Origin of the sequence: Ferrimonas sediminum (genome assembly GCF_900100175.1) — a bacterium.
Classification (GTDB): Bacteria; Pseudomonadota; Gammaproteobacteria; order Enterobacterales; family Shewanellaceae; genus Ferrimonas; species Ferrimonas sediminum.
Map to the genome: position 1 here is coordinate 436,355 of NZ_FNEM01000001.1, position 19,278 is coordinate 455,632.

Annotated in this window: 17 protein-coding genes and 1 pseudogene; 9 read left to right on the forward strand and 9 right to left on the reverse strand. The window is 57.7% G+C overall.

Annotated elements, in window-relative coordinates:
* Positions 1 to 38: 38 nt before the first annotated feature.
* The 4 genes from BLT77_RS01965 to BLT77_RS01980 all read right to left on the reverse strand — a co-directional run bounded on the left by BLT77_RS01965 (position 39) and on the right by BLT77_RS01980 (position 2,469).
* The gene (locus BLT77_RS01965; protein ID WP_090361110.1) at positions 39 to 278 is read right to left on the reverse strand and encodes a DUF2960 domain-containing protein; all 240 of its coding nucleotides are present in this window, start codon (positions 276 to 278) and stop codon (positions 39 to 41) included.
* Positions 278 to 1,117, reverse strand: coding sequence for a CvfB family protein (locus BLT77_RS01970; RefSeq protein ID WP_090361113.1), 840 nt, complete (start codon positions 1,115 to 1,117; stop codon positions 278 to 280). Before BLT77_RS01970 ends, BLT77_RS01965 begins: the two co-directional genes overlap by 1 nt.
* Positions 1,118 to 1,339: 222 nt before the next feature.
* Positions 1,340 to 1,906, reverse strand: a complete 567-nt coding sequence (locus BLT77_RS01975) for a YceI family protein (RefSeq protein ID WP_090361116.1) — start codon at positions 1,904 to 1,906, stop codon at positions 1,340 to 1,342.
* Positions 1,903 to 2,469, reverse strand: coding sequence for a cytochrome b (locus tag BLT77_RS01980; protein ID WP_218126883.1), 567 nt, complete (start codon positions 2,467 to 2,469; stop codon positions 1,903 to 1,905). Before BLT77_RS01980 ends, BLT77_RS01975 begins: the two co-directional genes overlap by 4 nt.
* Positions 2,470 to 2,671: 202 nt before the next feature.
* Between BLT77_RS01980 and BLT77_RS01985 the strand changes: the two genes are divergently transcribed.
* Together BLT77_RS01985 and BLT77_RS20150 are read left to right on the forward strand one after the other, a co-directional pair.
* Positions 2,672 to 3,523: a collagenase gene (locus BLT77_RS01985; protein ID WP_090361122.1), complete on the forward strand. Its 852-nt coding sequence runs from the start codon at positions 2,672 to 2,674 to the stop codon at positions 3,521 to 3,523.
* Positions 3,524 to 3,646: 123 nt separating this feature from the next.
* Positions 3,647 to 3,799: a hypothetical protein gene (locus BLT77_RS20150; RefSeq protein ID WP_176819162.1), complete on the forward strand. Its 153-nt coding sequence runs from the start codon at positions 3,647 to 3,649 to the stop codon at positions 3,797 to 3,799.
* Positions 3,800 to 3,838: 39 nt separating this feature from the next.
* Here the strand turns inward: BLT77_RS20150 and purD are convergent, their stop codons facing one another.
* Positions 3,839 to 5,119: a phosphoribosylamine--glycine ligase gene (gene purD / locus BLT77_RS01990; protein WP_090361127.1), complete on the reverse strand. Its 1,281-nt coding sequence runs from the start codon at positions 5,117 to 5,119 to the stop codon at positions 3,839 to 3,841.
* Between the two features lie 49 nt (positions 5,120 to 5,168).
* Positions 5,169 to 6,761: a bifunctional phosphoribosylaminoimidazolecarboxamide formyltransferase/IMP cyclohydrolase gene (gene purH, locus BLT77_RS01995; protein WP_090361130.1), complete on the reverse strand. Its 1,593-nt coding sequence runs from the start codon at positions 6,759 to 6,761 to the stop codon at positions 5,169 to 5,171.
* Between the two features lie 290 nt (positions 6,762 to 7,051).
* Here purH and zntR point away from each other — a divergent pair.
* From zntR to BLT77_RS02015, 4 genes and pseudogenes are all read left to right on the forward strand, one after another.
* Positions 7,052 to 7,447: pseudogene (gene zntR / locus BLT77_RS02000) on the forward strand (Zn(2+)-responsive transcriptional regulator); the annotation flags it as partial.
* 8 nt (positions 7,448 to 7,455) lie between these two features.
* Positions 7,456 to 8,718, forward strand: a complete 1,263-nt coding sequence (locus BLT77_RS02005) for an SO_0444 family Cu/Zn efflux transporter (RefSeq protein WP_090361362.1) — start codon at positions 7,456 to 7,458, stop codon at positions 8,716 to 8,718.
* Positions 8,719 to 8,981: 263 nt separating this feature from the next.
* Positions 8,982 to 9,266, forward strand: a complete 285-nt coding sequence (locus tag BLT77_RS02010; RefSeq protein ID WP_090361135.1) for a hypothetical protein — start codon at positions 8,982 to 8,984, stop codon at positions 9,264 to 9,266.
* A gap of 998 nt (positions 9,267 to 10,264) precedes the next feature.
* Positions 10,265 to 11,305: a DcaP family trimeric outer membrane transporter gene (locus tag BLT77_RS02015; protein WP_090361138.1), complete on the forward strand. Its 1,041-nt coding sequence runs from the start codon at positions 10,265 to 10,267 to the stop codon at positions 11,303 to 11,305.
* Between the two features lie 176 nt (positions 11,306 to 11,481).
* Here BLT77_RS02015 and BLT77_RS02020 read toward each other — a convergent pair whose 3' ends face one another.
* A complete protein-coding gene (locus tag BLT77_RS02020) occupies positions 11,482 to 12,564 on the reverse strand; it encodes a porin (RefSeq protein WP_090361141.1) in 1,083 nt (360 codons plus the stop codon).
* A 293-nt stretch (positions 12,565 to 12,857) separates the two neighbouring features.
* Between BLT77_RS02020 and tcdA the strand changes: the two genes are divergently transcribed.
* A complete protein-coding gene (gene tcdA, locus BLT77_RS02025; protein ID WP_090361144.1) occupies positions 12,858 to 13,646 on the forward strand; it encodes a tRNA cyclic N6-threonylcarbamoyladenosine(37) synthase TcdA in 789 nt (262 codons plus the stop codon).
* A 109-nt stretch (positions 13,647 to 13,755) separates the two neighbouring features.
* Entirely contained in the window at positions 13,756 to 14,700 is a 945-nt protein-coding gene (locus tag BLT77_RS02030; protein ID WP_090361147.1) for a hypothetical protein, read from the forward strand.
* 3 nt (positions 14,701 to 14,703) lie between these two features.
* Here BLT77_RS02030 and BLT77_RS02035 read toward each other — a convergent pair whose 3' ends face one another.
* Complete coding sequence (locus BLT77_RS02035) at positions 14,704 to 15,153, reverse strand: SufE family protein (RefSeq protein ID WP_090361149.1); 450 nt, start codon at positions 15,151 to 15,153, stop codon at positions 14,704 to 14,706.
* Positions 15,146 to 16,357: an aminotransferase class V-fold PLP-dependent enzyme gene (locus BLT77_RS02040; RefSeq protein WP_090361153.1), complete on the reverse strand. Its 1,212-nt coding sequence runs from the start codon at positions 16,355 to 16,357 to the stop codon at positions 15,146 to 15,148. The genes BLT77_RS02035 and BLT77_RS02040 overlap by 8 nt, the downstream gene beginning before the upstream one ends.
* Before the next feature lie 225 nt (positions 16,358 to 16,582).
* Between BLT77_RS02040 and BLT77_RS02045 the strand changes: the two genes are divergently transcribed.
* Complete coding sequence (locus BLT77_RS02045; RefSeq protein ID WP_090361156.1) at positions 16,583 to 19,159, forward strand: acylase; 2,577 nt, start codon at positions 16,583 to 16,585, stop codon at positions 19,157 to 19,159.
* Positions 19,160 to 19,278 lie beyond the last annotated feature (119 nt).

Genomic DNA, 19,278 nt, shown 5'->3' on the forward strand with positions numbered 1-19,278 from the left:
GGGCCATTCGGCCCTTTTTTTTGGGGTTGGCGGTGAAGTTAGTCCCGCACCACCTTGATGTCGGTGAACCCTTTCTGGCGAATGTAGGTATCGCGAAAGTTGCGCACGGTCTTCTTGTCGCGGGTGGACATCTTTACCGCCTGCTCCATATTGAGGTAGTCACTGGTGTCGATCCCCTCGGCGGCGGCCACGGCTTCAAAGGCGTCGTGGAACTTGTCGTTGGCGTAGCCGATGCTCTTGTTAACCCCTTTAAAGGTGTAGCTGATGGTCAGGGCCATTACTGCTTCTCCTTCAGGCGGATACCGTCGCTGTCGATACTGATTTTGCCGGATTTAAACAGGCCGCCGATGGTGCGCTTGTACATCTTCTTGCTGACTTTGAATAGCCGTTTGATCGCCTCTGGATCCGCTTTATCGCCCAGGGGGCTGAAGCCATTGTTGCGGGCCAGATGATCCAGTACCTGCTGACCCAGTTGATCCACTGCTTCGTTGACCGGCGGATTCAGGGTCAGATCGATGCCGCCATCCTCTCTGACCCACTTGACGTAGCCTTTCATCCGCTGACCCACCCTGGCGTCCTTAAACAACTCGTTGTGGTACAGAATGCCCCAGTAGCTGTCGTTGACGATGGCCTTGAAGCCCAGGTCGGTGTTGTTGGTCAGCATCAGATCGACCTCTTGCATCTTGCGGAAGCGCCCAGGGCGCTCGGACACAAAGCGGTCCAGCTTGCTGGAGGCGGCCAGTCGTTCGGTGTGGCGATCCTGGTAGATGTACACCACGTAGTGGCGGCCTTTCTCCATCGGCACTTTCTGCTGGTTGTAGGGTACCAGCAGATCCTTATCCAATCCCCAATCCATGAAGGCGCCGGCGTCATTGATGTCCACCACCTGCAATAGGGCAAACTCACCCAGGCAGGCTTTGGCCTTCTGGGTGGTGGCGATCAGCTGATCGTTGGAGTCGAAGTAGATGAACACCTCGATCTCGGTGCCGATAGCCGCGCCTTCGGGCACGTATTTGTTGGGGAGCAGGATGTTGCCGAAGTTATCGCCGTCCAGAAAGACGCCGTAATCGCTGAGGCGAACGACCTTGAGTCGATTGTACTGACCAATTTTAACCATGGTGATGTAACTGTCCGAATAATGCCAAAGGCGCGCGCAGCGTCGGTGTGACCTGCCAGCGAAGGGCCGCGTTAAGCCTGTCTTGGCTTCGCGGAGAGGAAGATCTGCGCCAGAATGGCAATGATTATATCAAACTGGTGGGGGTTGTGCGCGGTTGAGGTCACCACCCAGGCCGGATTGAACCGGCCTGGACAGGATGTTGGTGTTGGCGGGGTTGGCCAGTTACAGCTTGATGCCCTCTACATGAAGGTCAATCTGCACCTCGGCGGACTGGGGACCCAGATCCATCGGAATGCCAAACTCCTTCATGGTGACGGTGGTGCTGCCTGCGAAACCCACGCGCTCACCGCCCCAGGGATCCTTACCCTCACCGATCTTCTGTACCTCGATGGCGATGGGCTTGGTTACGCCGCGCAGGGTAAAGTCGCCATACAAGGTGCCGGAGGTGTCGTCCTTGGCCTTGTAGGAGGTGCTGTTGAAGGTCGCCTCGGGGTAGGTGCTGACCTCCAGGAAATCTTCACCGCGGATGTGCTTGTCCCGCTCGGCGTGGTTGGAGTTTACGCTCTTGGTGTCGATGCTGACCCGAAAGGCGCTCGGCTGGTTACCGTCGTAGCTGAAGCTGCCTTTGAAGCTGTCGAAGCGACCGATGACCCAGCTGTAACCCAGGTGGTTGATCTTAAAGTTAACCGAGGCGTGGGCGCCTTTGGTGTCGATGGCATAGTCGTCGGCCAGGGCCAGGTTGCTGATGGCCAGGGTGGTGCCCAGCAGGGCGGCATTGATCAGTTTCATAGTGTTGCTCTCTCTTTAGTTTGCGGTGAAATCATGCGACTCAGGGTGTTGTCCCGGTCGATAAGTTGATGTTTTACGGCAGCCAGTGCGTGACCGGCGGCCAGGATAATCAGGCTCCAGGCGGCGTAAGCGTGCACCGTGCCGGCGAACTCCTCCTGCTGTGGCAGGCCGTGGATCAGCGCCGGAACGCTGAACCAGTTGAAGACGTCGATGGCCCGGCCATCGGCGGTGGAGATCAGGTAGCCGGAGACCATCAGGGCCAGCAACAGCACGTAGATGGCGCCGTGTCCCAGCTTGGCGGCGATTCGGGTGGCCCGCCCCTGATTGGCCGGGGCATCGGGTGACGGGTTGCTGAAACGCCACAGCAGCCGAAACAGAGTGGCGAGCAGTAGCAGCATGCCCAGGCTTTTGTGAATGAAAGGGGCTTCACGGTACCAGGGGTGGTAATAGGTCAGATCCACCATGTACAGGCCCAGACCAAACAGACCGAACACAGCCAGGGCCGATAGCCAGTGCAGGACGATGGTGATCCAGCCGTAGCGGGCTTGTGTATTGCGTAACATCACACTGTCTCCGTAATTTGAATGATGGCCGTTATTTTAGATGCATCAAAAAGAATGAAAATCGCAAAATTGCGGCCAAATCGTTCGATTTTGTTGGTGTTGGCTTGCGTCAATGTGAAGAGTGGGGTAGCGTGCGGATATTGTATGCAAAATGGCGGAGCCGTTCATGTGGGGAAAATCGGGGATCTGGGCTGGAGGGCTGATGCTGACGTCAGCGTTGGTTTATGCTGATAAGGGACCGGCGACGCCGACGGTCGATCAGCTATTGGGGCAGCAGCACCGCTGCAGTGGAACGTTGCTGCTACGCTCGCAGGCCCTGACCGACGAGCAGCAACGCCAGGCCTGCGAGCATCTGCTGGTTCAGGAGGCGCGCTTTCATCAGTTGTTTGGCACCGAGGGTTCTCCGGTTGCAGACGACAATAACCTGGCCATGCGCGCCAACGTCTATCGTGATCGTGACAGTTACGTGGCGCATGTGACAGCCCACTTTAATGTTCCCAGTGACAATGGCGGCATGTACCTCGAGGGCACGCCGTCGAAGCCGGGAAATCAGGCGGAGTTCGTGGCCTACCAGAAGCAAGGGACGATCTGGAACCTCAATCATGAGTACGTGCATTACCTGGATGGTCGTTTCAATCTGTACGGGGACTTCTGCATGAACCTGCACGATGACCACAGTGCCCCGGAGTATTGCCCCGAACCGACGCCACCGCTGCCGCATTTGGTGTGGTGGAGTGAGGGGGTTGCCGAATACATTGCCCTGGGGTCGGATAATCCCAAAGCACTGGCGCTGGCGGCCAAGGGGGGCTATACCCTCAGTGAGCTGTTTAACACCAGTTACAACGCCAATGGTGGCAGCGATCGGGTGTATCGCTGGGGCTACCTGGCGGTGCGGTTTATGATGGAGCAGCAACGCTCCCGGGTGGAACAGATGTTGACCCTGACCCGCCGCGGCGATTATCAGGGCTACCAGAAACTGGTGGCTGGCTGGGGCCAGCAAATGGATGCAGATTTTGACCGTTGGCTGGCGGAGGCAGTCGGCTTAACAAATTAATTCACAAGAGATTTATCTAAGTTGGTGCCAGGGCGATGGAAATGTGACCCAGTTAATGGCGGTGCTGCTTGTGGCGCGGCATGCTGGAGTCTGGCAGACAAAGTAGCGTGGAGGAGGGCAGGCATGGAATCGGCGTTGACCGTTGTGTTTTTGTTGGTGGTGGCTACCGGTGCGGTGGCATTTTTCGTGATTCCCGGAAAGCGAAAACACCGGGACATCACCCCGGTTTCCAATCGCAGCCGTAAAAAGCGGGCTCGCAAAAAACACCACGCATAAAAAAGGCCGCGGATGCGGCCTTTTTTGCAGGCGGGAGGGTTATTGCTGTTCCCGGGCGATGGCGCGATAGGCGATGTCGCTGCGACTAAAGGCGCCGTCCCAGCGGATCTGTCGGGCCAATTCATAGGCCCGCTGCTGGGCGTCGGTTACCGTGGCCCCCAGGGCGGTGGCACACAACACCCGGCCGCCGTTGGTCACCACCTGGCCGTCAGCATTGGCCGTTCCGGCATGGAACACCTTTTGGTCTTCGGCTTCCGACGACGGCAGTCCGTGAATGACGTCGCCCTTGCGGTAGTCTCCCGGGTAGCCGCCGGCGGCCAGCACGATGCCTACTGCGGCACGGGAGTCGTAGTCGGCGCGCAACCCCTTTAACTCCCCTTTGCTGCCGGCCAGACACAGCTGCACCAGATCCGACTGCATCCGCATCATGATGGGTTGAGTCTCTGGGTCGCCAAAGCGACAGTTGTATTCAATCACTTTGGGAGTGCCGTCGGCGGCGATCATCAGGCCGGCGTACAGGAAGCCCTGATAGGGGTGGCCTTCGGCCTTCATTCCCTCTACGGTCGGCAGGATCACCTCATTCATGATGCGATCGTGAATCTCGGCGGTGACTACTGGTGCCGGAGAGTAAGCCCCCATGCCGCCGGTGTTGGGGCCGGTGTCACCATCGCCGACCCGTTTGTGGTCCTGGCTGGTGGCCATGGGCAGGACGTGATTGCCATCCACCATCACGATGAATGAGGCCTCTTCGCCCTCGAGGAACTCCTCGATGACCACCCGGTGGCCGGCGTCACCAAAGGCGTTGCCTGCCAGCATATCCTTCACGGCGGCCTCGGCCTCTTCCAGAGTCATGGCCACGATCACCCCTTTACCGGCGGCCAGGCCGTCGGCCTTGACCACGATCGGTGCGCCGTGCTGGCGCAGGTAGGCCAGTGCCGGTTCCACCTCGGTGAAGTTCTGGTAACTGCCGGAGGGGATGTCGTGGCGAGCCAGAAAATCCTTGGTAAAGGCTTTGGAGCCTTCCAGCTGGGCCGCCGCAGCGGTGGGGCCGAAGATGGCCAGGCCGGCGGCGTTAAAGGCGTCGACAACGCCCTCCACCAGTGGTGCTTCCGGACCAACAATGGTCAGCGCCACATCGTGGTCGCGGGCAAAGGCCACCAGGGCCTCATTGCCGCTGACGGCGACGTTTTCCAGCTTGGGCTCCAGCGCCGTACCGGCGTTACCCGGGGCCACATAGACGGTGTCCACCTCGGCAGACTGGGCCGCTTTCCAGGCAAGCGCGTGTTCGCGGCCGCCACCACCAATTACTAATACTTTCATCTGTTCATTCCTTTGGGGAGGTCATAACCTGCCAAACGATTACATGCCATTAATGTTTGAAGTGGCGTTGTCCGGTAAAGATCATCACCATCCCGTGCTCGTTCGCCGCATCAATCACTTCCTGATCCCGCATCGAACCGCCAGGCTGAATCACGCACTTGATGCCGGCTTCGGCGGCGGCATCGATGCCGTCACGGAAGGGGAAGAAGGCGTCCGAGGCCATCACGGATCCTGGTACTTCCAGGCCCTCATCGGCGGCCTTGATGCCGGCGATCTTGGCGGAGTAGACGCGGCTCATCTGCCCGGCGCCGACACCGATGGTCATGCCGCCTTTGGCGTAGACGATGGCATTGGACTTAACAAACTTGGCCACCTTCCAGCAGAACAGGGCGTCCTTAAGCTGCTCGGCGCTGGGCTGGGCGTCGGACACGACCGCCAGATCGGCCTCGGATACCATACCTTGGTCGCGGTCCTGCACCAGGATGCCGCCGTTGACACGCTTGATGTCGAACTCGGTGGTGCGGGACTGCCACTGGCCACACTCCAGCAAGCGAACGTTCTGCTTGGCGGCAACGATGGCCTTGGCGTCTTCGCTGACGGACGGGGCGATGATCACCTCGACAAACTGGCGGTCGACAATGGCCTTGGCGGTTTCGCCATCCAGTTCACGGTTAAAGGCGATGATGCCGCCGAAGGCTGAGGTGGGATCGGTCTTAAAGGCACGATCGTAGGCTTGCAGCTGGGTCTCGCCCAGAGCCACACCGCAGGGGTTGGCATGCTTAACGATGACGCAGGCGGGCTGGTCAAACTCCTTGACGCACTCCAGCGCGGCATCGGTGTCGGCGATGTTGTTGTAGGACAGCGCCTTGCCCTGAAGCTGAATCGCGCTGGCTACCGAGGCTTCCTGCAGCTGTTTCTCGACGTAGAAAGCTGCATCCTGATGGCTGTTTTCGCCATAGCGCATGTCCTGCTTCTTTTCGAACTGCAGGTTGAAGGTGCGGGGAAACTTGGAGTCGGCATCGCCATCGGTGTTGTCGCCGTAGCTGGGTACCATGGTGCCGAAGTAGTTGGCGATCATGCCGTCGTAGGCGGCGGTGTGTTCAAAGGCGGCAATGGCCAGATCAAAGCGGGTGGCGTGGGTCAGACCGTTGTGGTTGGCGTCCATTTCGGCGATCACCCGATCGTAGTCATGGGCGTTAACGACGATGGTGACGTCTTTGTGGTTTTTGGCCGCAGAACGAACCATGGTCGGGCCACCGATGTCGATGTTTTCGACCGCATCGGCCAGGGTACAGCCGGTTTTGGCGACGGTGTCTGCAAAGGGGTAGAGGTTAACCACCACCATGTCGATGGGCTTGATGCCGTGGCTGTCCATCACCGCATCGTCCTGCTCGCGCCGGCCAAGAATGCCGCCGTGAACCTTGGGATGCAGGGTTTTGACGCGGCCATCCATCATCTCCGGAAAGCCGGTGTAGTCGGAGACTTCGGTCACGGGCAGACCGGCGTCGGCGATCAACCGAGCGGTACCGCCGGTGGACAGCAGCTCCACGCCGCGCTCGGTCAGGGCCCGGGCAAAGTCGACCATGCCGGTTTTATCGGACACACTCAGCAGTGCGCGACGAATTGGACGTGCAGATTCCATGGGTACAGATCCTTTATGTAGGGTTAGCTCGTTGCCTCTGGGGCAACGTTATTATGGGAAGATATTTCGCTAAACCGTCACCGGACGCCTTGGCGAAATACCCTCGTCAGGACCCTGTTTTACCCTGCAGTCTGTGGCGCGCATTGTACGTGAAAATGCTCACAAAATCAGGTCTTATCCTCAAGTATCGTTCGCCCATAAGAAAAGAGCGTTCCGACATAGAAAACATTTGACCTTTGACCTAACTCCAAGGTTTATACTGGCTGCCATAGAGTAAGCGGGAGTGGATCATGTACAAAATTGGTGAGCTGGCAGCGGCCTGTAAAGTAAAGCCCGATACATTAAGGTTTTATGAAAAGAATGGCCTGTTGCATCCAGCGAATCGTTCTGACAAAGGCTATCGCATCTACAGCGATGACGATGCTCAGCAGTTGCGCTTTATTCTCAGGGCCAAAGCGATGGGGTTCAGCCTGTCGGACATTCGGGAACTGTTGAATATCGAAGCCAGCCGCTCTGACTGGGCCTGCGCCGACGTCAAAGGGATGGTGGAAGCCAAGGTACAGGAGCTGCAAACCAAAATTGATGAAATGACCCGCCTGCGTGATTCCCTACAAGAGCTAGCGGATGCTTGTTGTGGTGGCCCGGAAAGTGCCATTCACTGCTCCATTCTCGACACTCTGGAGACCAAATAATGTTGTTGTTAGAGAACTTTCTGGATCTGTTTCTGGACTCGGCCCCCTGGCTACTGCTGGGGCTGTTTCTGGCGGGCATGCTGAAGATGTTTGTGCCGATGGAATGGATGAACCGTCAGTTGGGCGGCCATGGGTTCAAAACCACCCTCAAGGCGGCCATCTTTGGCGCGCCACTGCCCCTGTGTTCCTGCGGTGTGATTCCGGCCGCCGTTGGATTGCGCCGTTCCGGTGCGTCCAAGAGCGCCACCACCTCATTTCTGGTGTCGACACCGGAAACCGGCGTCGATTCGGTGTCGGTGTCCTACGTGCTTCTGGGGCCCTTTATGGCGGTAGTACGCCCCATTGCCGCCATTACCTCGGCCATTGTCGCCGGCCTGCTGGTGGGTAAAGATGATGAGCCCGCAGCCAAGCCCGTCGTTAAAATGAAACCGATGCAGCCGTCCAGTGCCTTGATGGCCGCACCGGCAGCCACCATCAAACCTGCGCCTAAGGCCCAAGGCGGTTGTTGCAGCACTCAAGCGGAACCTAAGCCCCAGAGTAGTTGCTGTAGCTCTAAGCCGGAACCGGCGGTTAAGAGCAGTTGTTGCAGTGCCGAGCCCGCGCCCAAGGCCCAGAGCAGCTGCTGCAGTTCAAAACCGGCAGCCAAAGCCGACTCCGGTTGCTGCAGCAGCAAGTCGGAACCCAAGGCCACCGATTCCGTCGTTACTCGCTTGTGGCAGGGGATCGTTTACGCCAGCAATGATCTGGTGAAAGACACCACGGTATGGTTACTCATCGGCCTGTTTTTTGCGGCGTTGGTTAATACCTTCGTGCCGCCTCAATACCTGGCCCAGTGGGGTGACGGTATCCTGGCGATGTCGTTGATGGTGCTGGTGTCGATTCCTATGTACATCTGTGCCACCGCGTCGACCCCGATTGCGGCCGGTCTGTTGTTGGCTGGTGTATCCCCCGGGGCAGTCCTGGTGTTTATGATGGCCGGCCCGGCCACCAACATCGCGACTCTGGGAGTGGTACGTAAAGAGTTGGGGGCCCGCGCCTTGTGGGGCTATCTGGGGGGCGTCATTGGCACCGCTATGGTGTTTGGCTTTGTGGTCAATTTCCTGGTCAGTCAGTACGGTTTTACCGTGACACCCTTGGTAGGCGAGGAGCATCGTATGCTGCCTGAGCCTCTGCTGTACGGCAGTGCCCTGTTGCTGGCGGTGTTGATGATTAAAGCCCTGGCCCAGAGCGTTAAGCGGCGTCTGATGCCGGCGATCACCGGTTAACCCGGACTGCGATAGAGCCAAACAACGCCGCCTAGCGGCGTTGTTTGCGTTTTGACGGAGGGTGGCGTAGCAGAAGCATCGCAGGGAGTGTGGCCAGCCTCTTTGTTCTGACGCAAAGTACAGTGTTGAGGGTGTGATAGACTTTCTTTTGTAGGCAGTTGGATTTAATGTCTTTTTTGCTATGGGCGCGTTGGCTGTCGCTTTATTGCGCCCGTTGAATCATCCACCGGCACCCGGTTCGGTGACGGAATTCGGAGAGAAGCATGAGTGCGTTATTGGTATTGGTGACGGCCCTGGCCGTTGAGCCCGGTTTGGACGGGGTGGAGAACGGGGTCGAATACGTGTGCAGCAACGGTCAAAATGAGCGCCGTATCCAGGTGATCTATCCGAAAGGGGCCCCGCTGCCCTGTGAAGTGCACTATATCAAGGGCAGTGACAGTCAGGTGCTGTGGCGGGCCAACAATGAATCAGGCTACTGCGACGCCAGGGCGGCGGAGTTTGCCGAGAAACAGAAAGAGATGTATTTCCCCTGCACTCAGAATCAATGATTCGCTGTTTGTTACCCCACTCTTAACAGAGCCGGCGCACTGCGCCGGTTTTTTTTGCCCTGGTTCCGGTGGTGGCAGGGACGGCCTTCCCGGAGAACATCTTTTTCTCTTTGGACTGCAGTTTGTGACCGTTTTTGCCCTCCGGGACAAAAGTGAGAGGTTGAAATTGCCAAAAAATCGTGCTGGAAAAGGGGGGAGTGGTTCGGGAGGTGAGTTTCGGGTGGGTGGCCCAACCGAATGGTGGTGATAATGGGTTACGTTTATCAACCACCTCTGTATTTAAATAACGAAATCAGCGGTGGTTATTCCATCACTGAGTGACCAGTCTCAATTATTTGCCAATAAAAAATTCCGGTTACTTACATTTTTCAATGGGCGGTTACCGACGCCGACGTTTGTGTGATCTGGATCGGCAATGTTCTAAAAGGCATTGCCCAATGTTTCTCATGTCTGGAGTGCTATCTATTTTTTCATTTTTTAAGTTTTATTAAATCAATTCGAATTTATTTCTACAAAGCCTATTGCTATCGCCTTTATATTGCCGGTTTATGACTTCTGATGGTCTAAGTTATAGGAACGATTGGTGTGGGTGACGCCTATCTGGCTTAAAAGTTCGGCACTCTATTTTGCTTAATTTGCCTTATTTAACACTCGCTGCACTTTGAGGGTTATTTGTGATCCTTGTCTGGGTTGGGGGTTGGTTCGGGATCTTGATCTTGCTTCGTGCGGTGTCGTGGTCGCCGCTGTCGATGTTTTGCCGTGCATTTGCGATCGCGATCACGCCGGTGGCGGTGGGGTGAAGCCACGGCGGGTTCGGGCTTGTTAAATTCCGCGGTGAATTGTTTCGGCCTGCGCGTGGCGAACGATGTGAGTTTGTGAGCTCGACTGGTGCGCTGTTTACTTGTTGGCGCTGGCTGCAACAACCGACACGAATGACCAACCCGGTGGCCCTTGATACGACGCCGGGTAAACCCTTCACCTTTATAAGGGAAAGTGAGATGTTTATTTCAAAAATTAAAAATGCTGCGTTAGTTGCCTCTCTTGCCGCTTTGGCTACCCCCGCAATGGCTGCTTATGAAATTCAACTTAATGATAATGATAAATTGATTTTCGGTGGCTACATTAAAGTCGACGCCCGTTATGTTGACGGTGATGTGGCTTATAAAGATCAGTGGACCGGTGGCGGCACTGGCCTTGAGGAGAGCGCTTCTCAGTTCCGTATTTTTGCTAATGAAACCCGCTTTAATACTAAGTATATCCACGGTGATCTGACCGGCTTCATCGAGATGGACTTCTTCGGTGGCGGCGGTAACGAAATTATCTCTAACTCCATCCATCCCCGTTTGCGCCATGCCTTTATCCAGTATCAGAATGTACTGGCCGGCCAGACCTGGACCACCTTCATGAACACCAGCGCCATTGGTGAAACCGCCGACTTCGGCAGCACCATGATGGGCATCTCTTTCCTGCGTCAGGGGCAGTTGCGTTACACCAACGGTGGCTTGCAGCTGTCATTGGAAAACCCTGAGAGCTTCGGCGGCGATACTGCCAACGACAAGCTGCCGGATGTGGTTGCCAAGTACACCTTCAAGGGTGACTGGGGTAACGTCTCTATTGCCGCGGTTGGTCGCCAGTTGAATACTGAGGGTGGCAACACCGAAACCGCCATCGGTGGCTCCATTGCCGGTCGTATTCACACCTTCGGTAAAGATGATCTGCGCTTCCAGTATCATCAGGGCGAACTGGGCCGCTACGTCGGTACTGCCGCGGTCAAGGATCTGGTAGGCGAGAAGGTAGAAGACACCACCGCTTATAACGTGGCCTATCGTCACTTCTGGACCGAGTCTCTGCGCTCTACGCTGATCTACGGTCACATCGAAGGCGATGTGTCCGGTAACGAGACCACCCAGTGGGGTGTCAACCTGTTCAAGAACCTGACTCCGGAGCTGTCTGTGGGCATGGAAGTGGGTAACTACGCCATCGACCACGAAGACAAAGACTCCTTCTACGGTCAGTTCTCCATGCGCTACGCGCTGTAAGGGCAGGCGGGGCGGCCGGGGAAACCGGCTGCTCTTTTAGAAGTGTGCACTCAGGACCGAGGGGCAATCAGGATGGGTACCCCAGAGCGGGCGCATCGGCTGAGGGTCGTTCGGGCACAAAAAAAGCCAGTCGCCTGGCGACTGGCTTTTTGATGACTGCTGCTAAGGCAGAGTCATTAGAAGCGGTAGCGCAGACCTACGGTGAATACGCTGTCATCGATGTCTTCAGCACCTTTCACGGAAGCATCGTAGTAAGCGTAGTGGCCGTAAACGTAAGCGGCTTTGCTCAGGGTGTAGTCACCACCGATGGTGTAGTTGGTTACATCTTCAACGGTACCGGTGTTGGTGTCGTCAGCGTTGGCTTTCTTAGCGAAAGTACCCATGCCGCCGTCGTCGAAGCCGTACTGAGCTTTCAGCATGAAGTTACCCAGAGGGTACTTGGCGGACAGGGTGTAACCGGTAGCGTCGATGCTGGAATCGGAAGTTTTTTCACTGTCCTGGTAGATGGCACCCAGAGCCAGTTCGCCAACTTTAACCTGACCGGTGATACGGTAGGCGGTCAGACCCTTGATGCCGTCAACGTAACCGGCACCGACATAGTAGTTGGCTTTCTTCAGCTTCTTGTCACCGTAGCCTACCATCAGGGCGAAGTTGTCGCCGTCATCGCTGGTGGCGCCATCGTTGTCGTCTTCCAGGATGTAGGTGGCTTTTGCGGAAACCAGACCCATGCTAGGCAGGGTGTAGGTCACGCCATCGGCAACACGATCCTGACCAGGCAGAATCATGGTGATGTCGGCGTTCAGGTTACCGAATGCATCGGCACCGCCTTCGGAGCCTTTAAAGGCAGTGTCGTTACGACCGAAGACCACTTCACCGAAACCACCGGCCAGACCCAGGTAGGTGTTACGAGAGGAGAAGGTGTCGGCATCGTTGTCGGTACCGTTAACACCGAACTCAGCCTTGTAGACCAGCTTCAGTGCGCTGTTGATCTCGTGAGAACCTTTGATACCGATGTTGGAAGAGTTGTTTTCCAGCACGGTGCCTTTGTCGTTGGAGGTACCCTGTACGGTGTAACCGGTGTCGGAATCGGTTACGGAGATGTTCAGGTCACCATAGAAAGTTGGCATTTCTGCCATAGCACCAAAAGAAGCTGCTGCGAAGATGGAAGCAACTGAAAGGGCTAGCGTCCGTTTTTGCATGATCATTTTACTCCTGACGATCAATGAATACCCGACCCTAGATTCACATCGCGGCAACATTTAATTCCGCATGACAATGAAAGATCAGGCTTTTTAATTATTTTGCGCCAACGATTCTGGCAGGAAGCGTGTGACATGCAACTGTCTTGGGTGGCGTTTTTTGAGCTGGCGCACGTTTTAAGGTGAAATAGTTGTGAATCTTGCTCAGTGTCAATAAAGGACCATTTAATTCATTGAATCAATGAAATTATCTGGTTATGGTTATCGGTTCCTCTCCGTGAAAATTCGCGCCCGCATCGGCTCCTCCTGTATCCCCTGTTATACTGCTCACCTCTGTTTTTGGAATTTCAGTAATGAACGACGATTACCTTCAGCGATTCGGTGGAATCGGCCGCCTCTATGGAGCCGCGGCACTGCAATATTTTTCCCGGGCCCATGTCTGTGTGGTCGGGATCGGCGGGGTCGGCACCTGGGTAGCCGAGGCCCTGGCCCGAAGTGGCATCGGCCAACTGACGCTGATCGATCTCGATGACATCTGCATCACCAACAGCAATCGCCAGTGTCATGCGTTAACGCACACCATTGGTCAATCCAAGGTGGCGGTGATGGCACAGCGCATTCGCGACATCAACCCGGATTGCAAGGTGAATGAGGTGGAGGAGTTTGTCGACGTCGACAACCTGTTTGAGCTGATCGATGATCAGCTGGATTATCTGGTGGACTGCATCGACAGCGTCAAGGCTAAGGCGGCGTTGATTGCCCACTGCAAGCGGCGCAAGATCAAGCTGGTTACTGTCGGCGGCGCCGGCGGGCAGTTGGATCCCACTCGGGTTCAGGTGGCCGATCTGGCCAAAACCTATCAGGATCCCCTGGCTGCCAAGGTGCGCAACCTGCTGCGACGGGAGTACAACTTCAGCAAAAACCCGAAGCGCCGTTTTCAGGTGGAGTGCGTGTTCTCGGATGAGCAGCTGAAATACCCCGGTGCCGATGGTCAGATCTGTCTGGCGAAAGGGGCTGCCGAGGGCCCCAAGGCGATGGACTGCGCCAGTGGCTTCGGTGCGGTCACGCCACTGACCGGTACCTTTGGTTTTGTTGCTGCCAGTCGGGTATTGATCAAACTGGCCGAAAAGGCCCATCGTTGAGCCCGGCCCGAGGGCGGTTTGCTGTGACGGTGGGCCGCCGCATATACTGACAGAAGGCAATGAAGGTCAGGGGGTTGGCATGCTGGGGTGGGGATGCAGAATCGGTGTAATGATGCTGCTGCTCGGCGCGCCCGGGTGGGGGGCGGCCACCGAGACACCGGCACCGGAGCAGGAAGCCGAGCCCGATCGGCCTGAGCTGGATCAGGAGCTGCGCTGGTTCGATAAAGCCCATACGCTGTTGTCCGGTTCGGCGCAATCCTCGGCGCTGTGGTTCGATGATTTCTTCGGGCCCAGTGACGATGCCGATCAGGCCAGCAGTCATTTTCGGCTGCGATTGCAGCAGGAGTTTGTCGAGCGAGAAGAGGACGAACTGAGGCTGAGGGTGTCGGCGTCCTACTACCTGCCAAAAACCTCTAAGCGTTTGAAATTGCTGCTTGAATCTGATGAGCAAGATGACCTGTCCCAGGTGAGCGACAGCCTGGGGGCCGATGCCGAAGCCACTACCCGGGCAGCGCTGCGATGGATCCCAATCAACCTGGACTCCTGGGATCTGTCGGTGGATCTGGGGGCGTCGCTCTCCTCCGGGCTGAACCCCTTCCTTCGCAGCCGGGCCCGCTATTTTGAATCCGTCAATGACAACACCTTGCTGAAATTGTCTCAGGAGGTGCGGGTAGAGTCGAACGATGGCTGGAGCGAAACCTCGCGGCTTAACCTGGAGCGGGTCTACGACGATCACGTCTACCGCTGGCAAAATCGGGCCCGCTTTGGTGAGGAAACCGAAGGACTGGAGTGGGTGACCTCGCTGAGCCGGATTCAGTGGCTGGACGACAAAACTGCCTTTTCCACCTTTATTGCCGCTTCAGGGGCGACCCGGGATGATGGCGACGAGAGCGAGATACGGCGGCTGGGTTTCACCTTTCGGCGTAATTTCGCCCGCGACTGGCTGTTTTATGAGGTTGAGCCGCAGCTGACCTGGCCCCGCAAGTACGGTTTCGACACCAACATCGAGCTGCAACTGACACTGGAGGCGCAGTTCGGCGAACGCCGCCGCTGAACCCTATTGCTGTTGGTGTGCCAGTATGGCCGTGACCAGTGCGCTCAGGCCGTTGGCGCGGGAGGGGCTCAGGTGCGCCGACAGGCCCAGGGTGTCAAACCAGCCGGACAGATCCAATTGGGCCAGCTGCGCCGAGGTCTTGTGATTGCAGGCACTGAGGATCAGCACCAGCAACCCTTTGATGATTCGCGATTCGCTGTCTGCCAGGAAGTGGTGGACTCCCTGTTCGTCCTGATGGTGATACAGCCAGGCGGCACTTTCACAGCCGGAGACCTTGGCTGACGCCTGTTGCCAGCGTGGCTCCAGCGCCGGCATGCGGTTGCCCAGCTTCATGATGATTCGGTAACGGCCCTGCCAGTGACTCACGGCCATCAACTCCCTATTCAGCTCTGCCTGATCGATCTGATTTCCCAGAGGGGAGTCGATAAACTGCTGTACACCGGGCTTAGTCATTTAAAAACTCCGTAATCTCTTGTAACGCCGCCACAAAGGCATCCACTTCCGCTTCGGTATTGTAGAGGGCAAACGACACTCGGCAACTGCCTTTGAGGCCCAGGGCCTGCATCAGTGGCTGACAGCAGTGATGGCCACAGCGTACCGCAATGCCGGCTTGATCCAGCAAAATGCCGATGTCTTGATGGTGTTCGCCGTCCACTCGAAAGGAGAGGGCACCCAGGTTGTCGCCGTCGGCAGCGATGGCTGCGACGCCGTCCAGACCGGCCAGACCGGCTTTGGCCCGGTTCATCAGCGCCTGCTCGTGGTTGGCGACGGCGTTGGTATCCAGGGACTGGATGAAACTCAGGGCGGCGCCAAGGCCGATGGCTTCGGCGATGGCCGGGGTGCCCGCTTCAAATTTATAGGGCAGGCGGTTAAAACGGCTGCCTTCAAAGCTGACTGTGTCGATCATCTCGCCGCCGTACTGGTAGGGCGGCATCTGCTGCAGCAGCTGCTGACGTCCCCACAACACTCCGATGCCGGTCGGCCCGTAACACTTGTGGCCGGAGAAGGCGTAGAAGTCGCACCCCAAAGCCTGTACGTCCACCGGCAGGTGGGCCACTGCCTGGGCGCCGTCGACAATAGTGATGGCGCCCATCGCCTTGGCAGCGGGGAGCATCTGGTGAAGCGGCGCCTGTTTGCCCAGGGCATTGCTGATCTGAGTCAGGCTGACGACCTTGGTGCGCGGGCTAAGCAGTGATTCATAGGCGTCCAGATCCAGATCGCCAGCCGGGGTCAGTGGAATCGGTACTAGCTTGGCACCGGTCTGAATCGCCATCTGCTGCCAGGGGACGATGCAGGCATGGTGGGCCCAGGTATCAATCAGTATCTCATCGCCGGGTTGCAGAAGGTGGCTGCCAAGGGAGCGTGCCAGCAGGTTCATTGCTTCGGTGGTGCCACGGGTAAAGATCACCTCCTCCCGTGCCGAGGCATTGAGGAAGTTGGCCACGATGTCGCGGGCGCCTTCGAAGTCGCGAGTGGCCAGATCCGACAGCCGGTGTGCGCCACGATGTACATTGGCATTATGACGGCGGTAAAAGTGGTTCATGGCGTCGAGAACGGCCACCGGTTTCTGGGTGGTGGCGGCGTTGTCGAGGTAGATCAGTCCGGGCTGGGCCAGGGCCGGGAACTGCTCCCTGAGCCGCGACAAGGAAGGGGTCATGGTCACTCCGAAGGCGAATGTCGGCGGCGAAGGATGACGAATCCCCGCCCCGCTTTCAAGTCTGTGCAGCATAGAATATCAGGTTTACGGTGAGCGAGTCTTTTTCGATGACCCTGGTTAATTGATTGTTATCAAGGTTAAAACGGTGTGGATCTCTCTGGTCGGAGCTGCTTAAATGGCCATTGGCTCACTGGGGAGGTGGGCGTGACAACAAGGATGACGATAATGAAAAAAACACCTTTATGGATAGCCATGTCCCTGGCGTCCGGCCTGCTGGTCAGCGGCTGCAGTAATGACGATGACCGCACAGACGCCGTTACGCCCGAGCCTGAGCCCCAGGTGATGGTGTTTGCCCCTGATGGCAAACTGGACGCCCGCATTCGCCGCACCACCTACGGGGTGCCGCACATCGAAGCCGACAACATCGAAAGCCTGGCCTTTGGCTCCGGCTACGCCCAGGCCCAGGATCACCTGTGCCTGCTCGCCGATGGGGTGATCAAGGCCAACAGTGAGCGCTCTAAGTACTTTGGCCCCCACAAGAGCATCGATTTTGCCACCGGCTTGCCGTTGCAAGAGGACAACCAGAATCTGGTCAATGATTTCGGTTACAAAGCTCTGGGTATTCGCGAAGCCGCCGCGACGGCGATGCCGACCCTGGGTGAGCGTTCACGGGCGATGCTGTCCGGTTTTGCCGCTGGCTACAACCTCTATCTGGCGGATCTGGCCAGTGGGGCCGTCACCACGCCGAACCTGCCCTGTGCCGGCCAGCCCTGGGTGAAGCCGATCACCGATGTGGACATGCTCACCTACCTGTTTTCCATGGCCCTGTTGCCGGGGGCGGCCAATTTCCTGGATCTGATCTTTTTTGCCAATCCGGGTGACGGCGATGAGTACCTGCCGCGGCCGGCGGCAACCGCGCTGAACACGCCGGCGTCCAAGGCGATGCTGGCCGATGTGCGTACCAAGGCGCTGGCGCGCTCACAGACGCTGACCACTCCGCAGGTCAACCCGATGGATATGGGGTCGAACGGATGGGGACTGGGCGCCGAGGTGACCGAAAATGGCAAAGGAATGGTGCTGGGCAACCCCCATTTCCCCCATACCGGTCAGTTACGCTTCTGGCAGTCCCACCTGACCATTCCCGGCTTCCTGGATGTGATGGGGGGTTCGCTGGTGGGGATGCCCGGTGCGGTGAACATCGGCTTTAACCAGAATCTGGCCTGGACCCACACCTTCTCCACCGCCGAGCACTTCATCATGTACAACCTGGCGTTGAAACAGGGTGATCGTCTTACCTACCTGTTCGACGAGGAGGAGATGGCCATTACTCCCCGCACCTACTCGGTGGAGGTCAACATTGGCGGTGGGGTGACGATTCCGTTGGAGAAAGAGGTGTACCTGACGGCCAAGGGGCCGATGGTAGAGGCGCCACCCCAGCTGGCCCCGTTTGGCTGGGACGACAACCAGGCGTTCTTTATTCAGGATGCCAACATGGCCAATACCGATGTGCTTGAGCACTGGTCGGCCATGAATTTTGCCAGCAACCTGGAGCAGTTCCAGCAAGCGTTCAAGGACTTCGACGGGGTGATATTCAACAACACCATGTACGCCGATGATCAGGGTAACGCTTTCTACATCGATGACTCGACCGTACCCGGGCTCAGCAGCGATGCCGAAAACGCCATCTGGCTCAGTCCGGACATTCGTGCTGCCCGGGAGAGTGCCGGCTTTACCATTCTGCCCGGCGACGACTCCATGTTTGCCTTTGACGCTCCGGTGGCCTACGACCAGGCACCGAAACTGGTGCGTCAGGATTTCGTTCAGAACTCCAACAACTCCTACTGGATCACCAATCCGGCGTCCCCCATTGAGAACGTGTCACCGTTGTATGGCGATCGTCGGGTAGAACAGAGCCTGAGAACCCGGATGGCGCTGACCCTGATGAGCGATGCCCGTGGTGACGACGGCAAGTTCAGCCGCCAGGATGTGGAAGCGGCGTTGATGTCCAACCGGGCTTACCTGGCCGAACTGGTGTTACCGCAGCTGCTGGTTCAGTGTGAGGCGCAGGGCACCACGCCGGTGGTGGTCAGCGACAGCCTCAGTGTCGATGTGTCTCCCGCCTGTGCCGCCCTGGCCAAGTGGAACGGCGCCCAGAATCAGGACAGCGTTGCCGGTGCCCTGCTGAGGGAGTTCGGCTACCGTTTCGATACCGAGGCCCATCTGGATGTGCCCTTTGTGTACACGGATCCGCTCAATACGCCGAATACGCTGGCGGCCGACGGCTCCGCGCTGGTGGCACTGGCGGCAGCCAGCGCCACATTAACCGGCAACGGTTTTGCACTGGACGCGCCGTTGGGCAGCATGCAGTTCGTGGAGAAATCGATGCCCGACGGCAGCGCCTCCGGTGTACGTTTCCCCTGGGCCGGGGCCAACAACCGCGAGGGCGGCTTCAACGTGTTCGCCTACTCCAATGAAGCCAACGACGACACCCTGCTGCCTCAGCACGCCTATCCCGCCGCGTTGGACGCGGTCACCGGCGCGCCGACGGCCTCGGAGCTGACCACCGAAGGCTACCATGTGCGCTATGGTTCCAGCTGGATGATGGTGGTGGGCTTCGAGGAGGAGGGACCACAGGCCCGGGGTCTGCTGAGCTACTCCGAGTCCAACAACGTGATGTCTCCCCATTGGAACGATCAGACTCAGTACTACTCGCAGAACACCGCGTTGCGGCCGCTGCTGTTTACCGAGTCCGCCATTGCCGCCGAGACGCTGTCGGATAGGAGCATTGAGTTCCAGAAATAACTCGGTTGCACAGAGCCAAAGGGCCTCATCATGAGGCCCTTTTTTGATCCCTTGTCGCCCTGTCTGGCGACGGCTGTTGTGCGACGGGGGTCACGAACCTGACTTCCGCCGGCCCGTTT

Coding starts and splice junctions, on each gene's coding strand:
- BLT77_RS01965 (WP_090361110.1), bottom strand. CDS start 278: ATGGCCCTGACCATCAGCTACACCTTTAAAGGGGTTAACAAGAGCATC.
- BLT77_RS01970 (WP_090361113.1), bottom strand. CDS start 1,117: ATGGTTAAAATTGGTCAGTACAATCGACTCAAGGTCGTTCGCCTCAGC.
- BLT77_RS01975 (WP_090361116.1), bottom strand. CDS start 1,906: ATGAAACTGATCAATGCCGCCCTGCTGGGCACCACCCTGGCCATCAGC.
- BLT77_RS01980 (WP_218126883.1), bottom strand. CDS start 2,469: ATGTTACGCAATACACAAGCCCGCTACGGCTGGATCACCATCGTCCTG.
- BLT77_RS01985 (WP_090361122.1), top strand. CDS start 2,672: ATGCTGACGTCAGCGTTGGTTTATGCTGATAAGGGACCGGCGACGCCG.
- BLT77_RS20150 (WP_176819162.1), top strand. CDS start 3,647: ATGGAATCGGCGTTGACCGTTGTGTTTTTGTTGGTGGTGGCTACCGGT.
- purD (WP_090361127.1), bottom strand. CDS start 5,119: ATGAAAGTATTAGTAATTGGTGGTGGCGGCCGCGAACACGCGCTTGCC.
- purH (WP_090361130.1), bottom strand. CDS start 6,761: ATGGAATCTGCACGTCCAATTCGTCGCGCACTGCTGAGTGTGTCCGAT.
- BLT77_RS02010 (WP_090361135.1), top strand. CDS start 8,982: ATGAGTGCGTTATTGGTATTGGTGACGGCCCTGGCCGTTGAGCCCGGT.
- BLT77_RS02015 (WP_090361138.1), top strand. CDS start 10,265: ATGTTTATTTCAAAAATTAAAAATGCTGCGTTAGTTGCCTCTCTTGCC.
- BLT77_RS02020 (WP_090361141.1), bottom strand. CDS start 12,564: ATGTTGCCGCGATGTGAATCTAGGGTCGGGTATTCATTGATCGTCAGG.
- tcdA (WP_090361144.1), top strand. CDS start 12,858: ATGAACGACGATTACCTTCAGCGATTCGGTGGAATCGGCCGCCTCTAT.
- BLT77_RS02030 (WP_090361147.1), top strand. CDS start 13,756: ATGATGCTGCTGCTCGGCGCGCCCGGGTGGGGGGCGGCCACCGAGACA.
- BLT77_RS02035 (WP_090361149.1), bottom strand. CDS start 15,153: ATGACTAAGCCCGGTGTACAGCAGTTTATCGACTCCCCTCTGGGAAAT.
- BLT77_RS02040 (WP_090361153.1), bottom strand. CDS start 16,357: ATGACCCCTTCCTTGTCGCGGCTCAGGGAGCAGTTCCCGGCCCTGGCC.
- BLT77_RS02045 (WP_090361156.1), top strand. CDS start 16,583: ATGAAAAAAACACCTTTATGGATAGCCATGTCCCTGGCGTCCGGCCTG.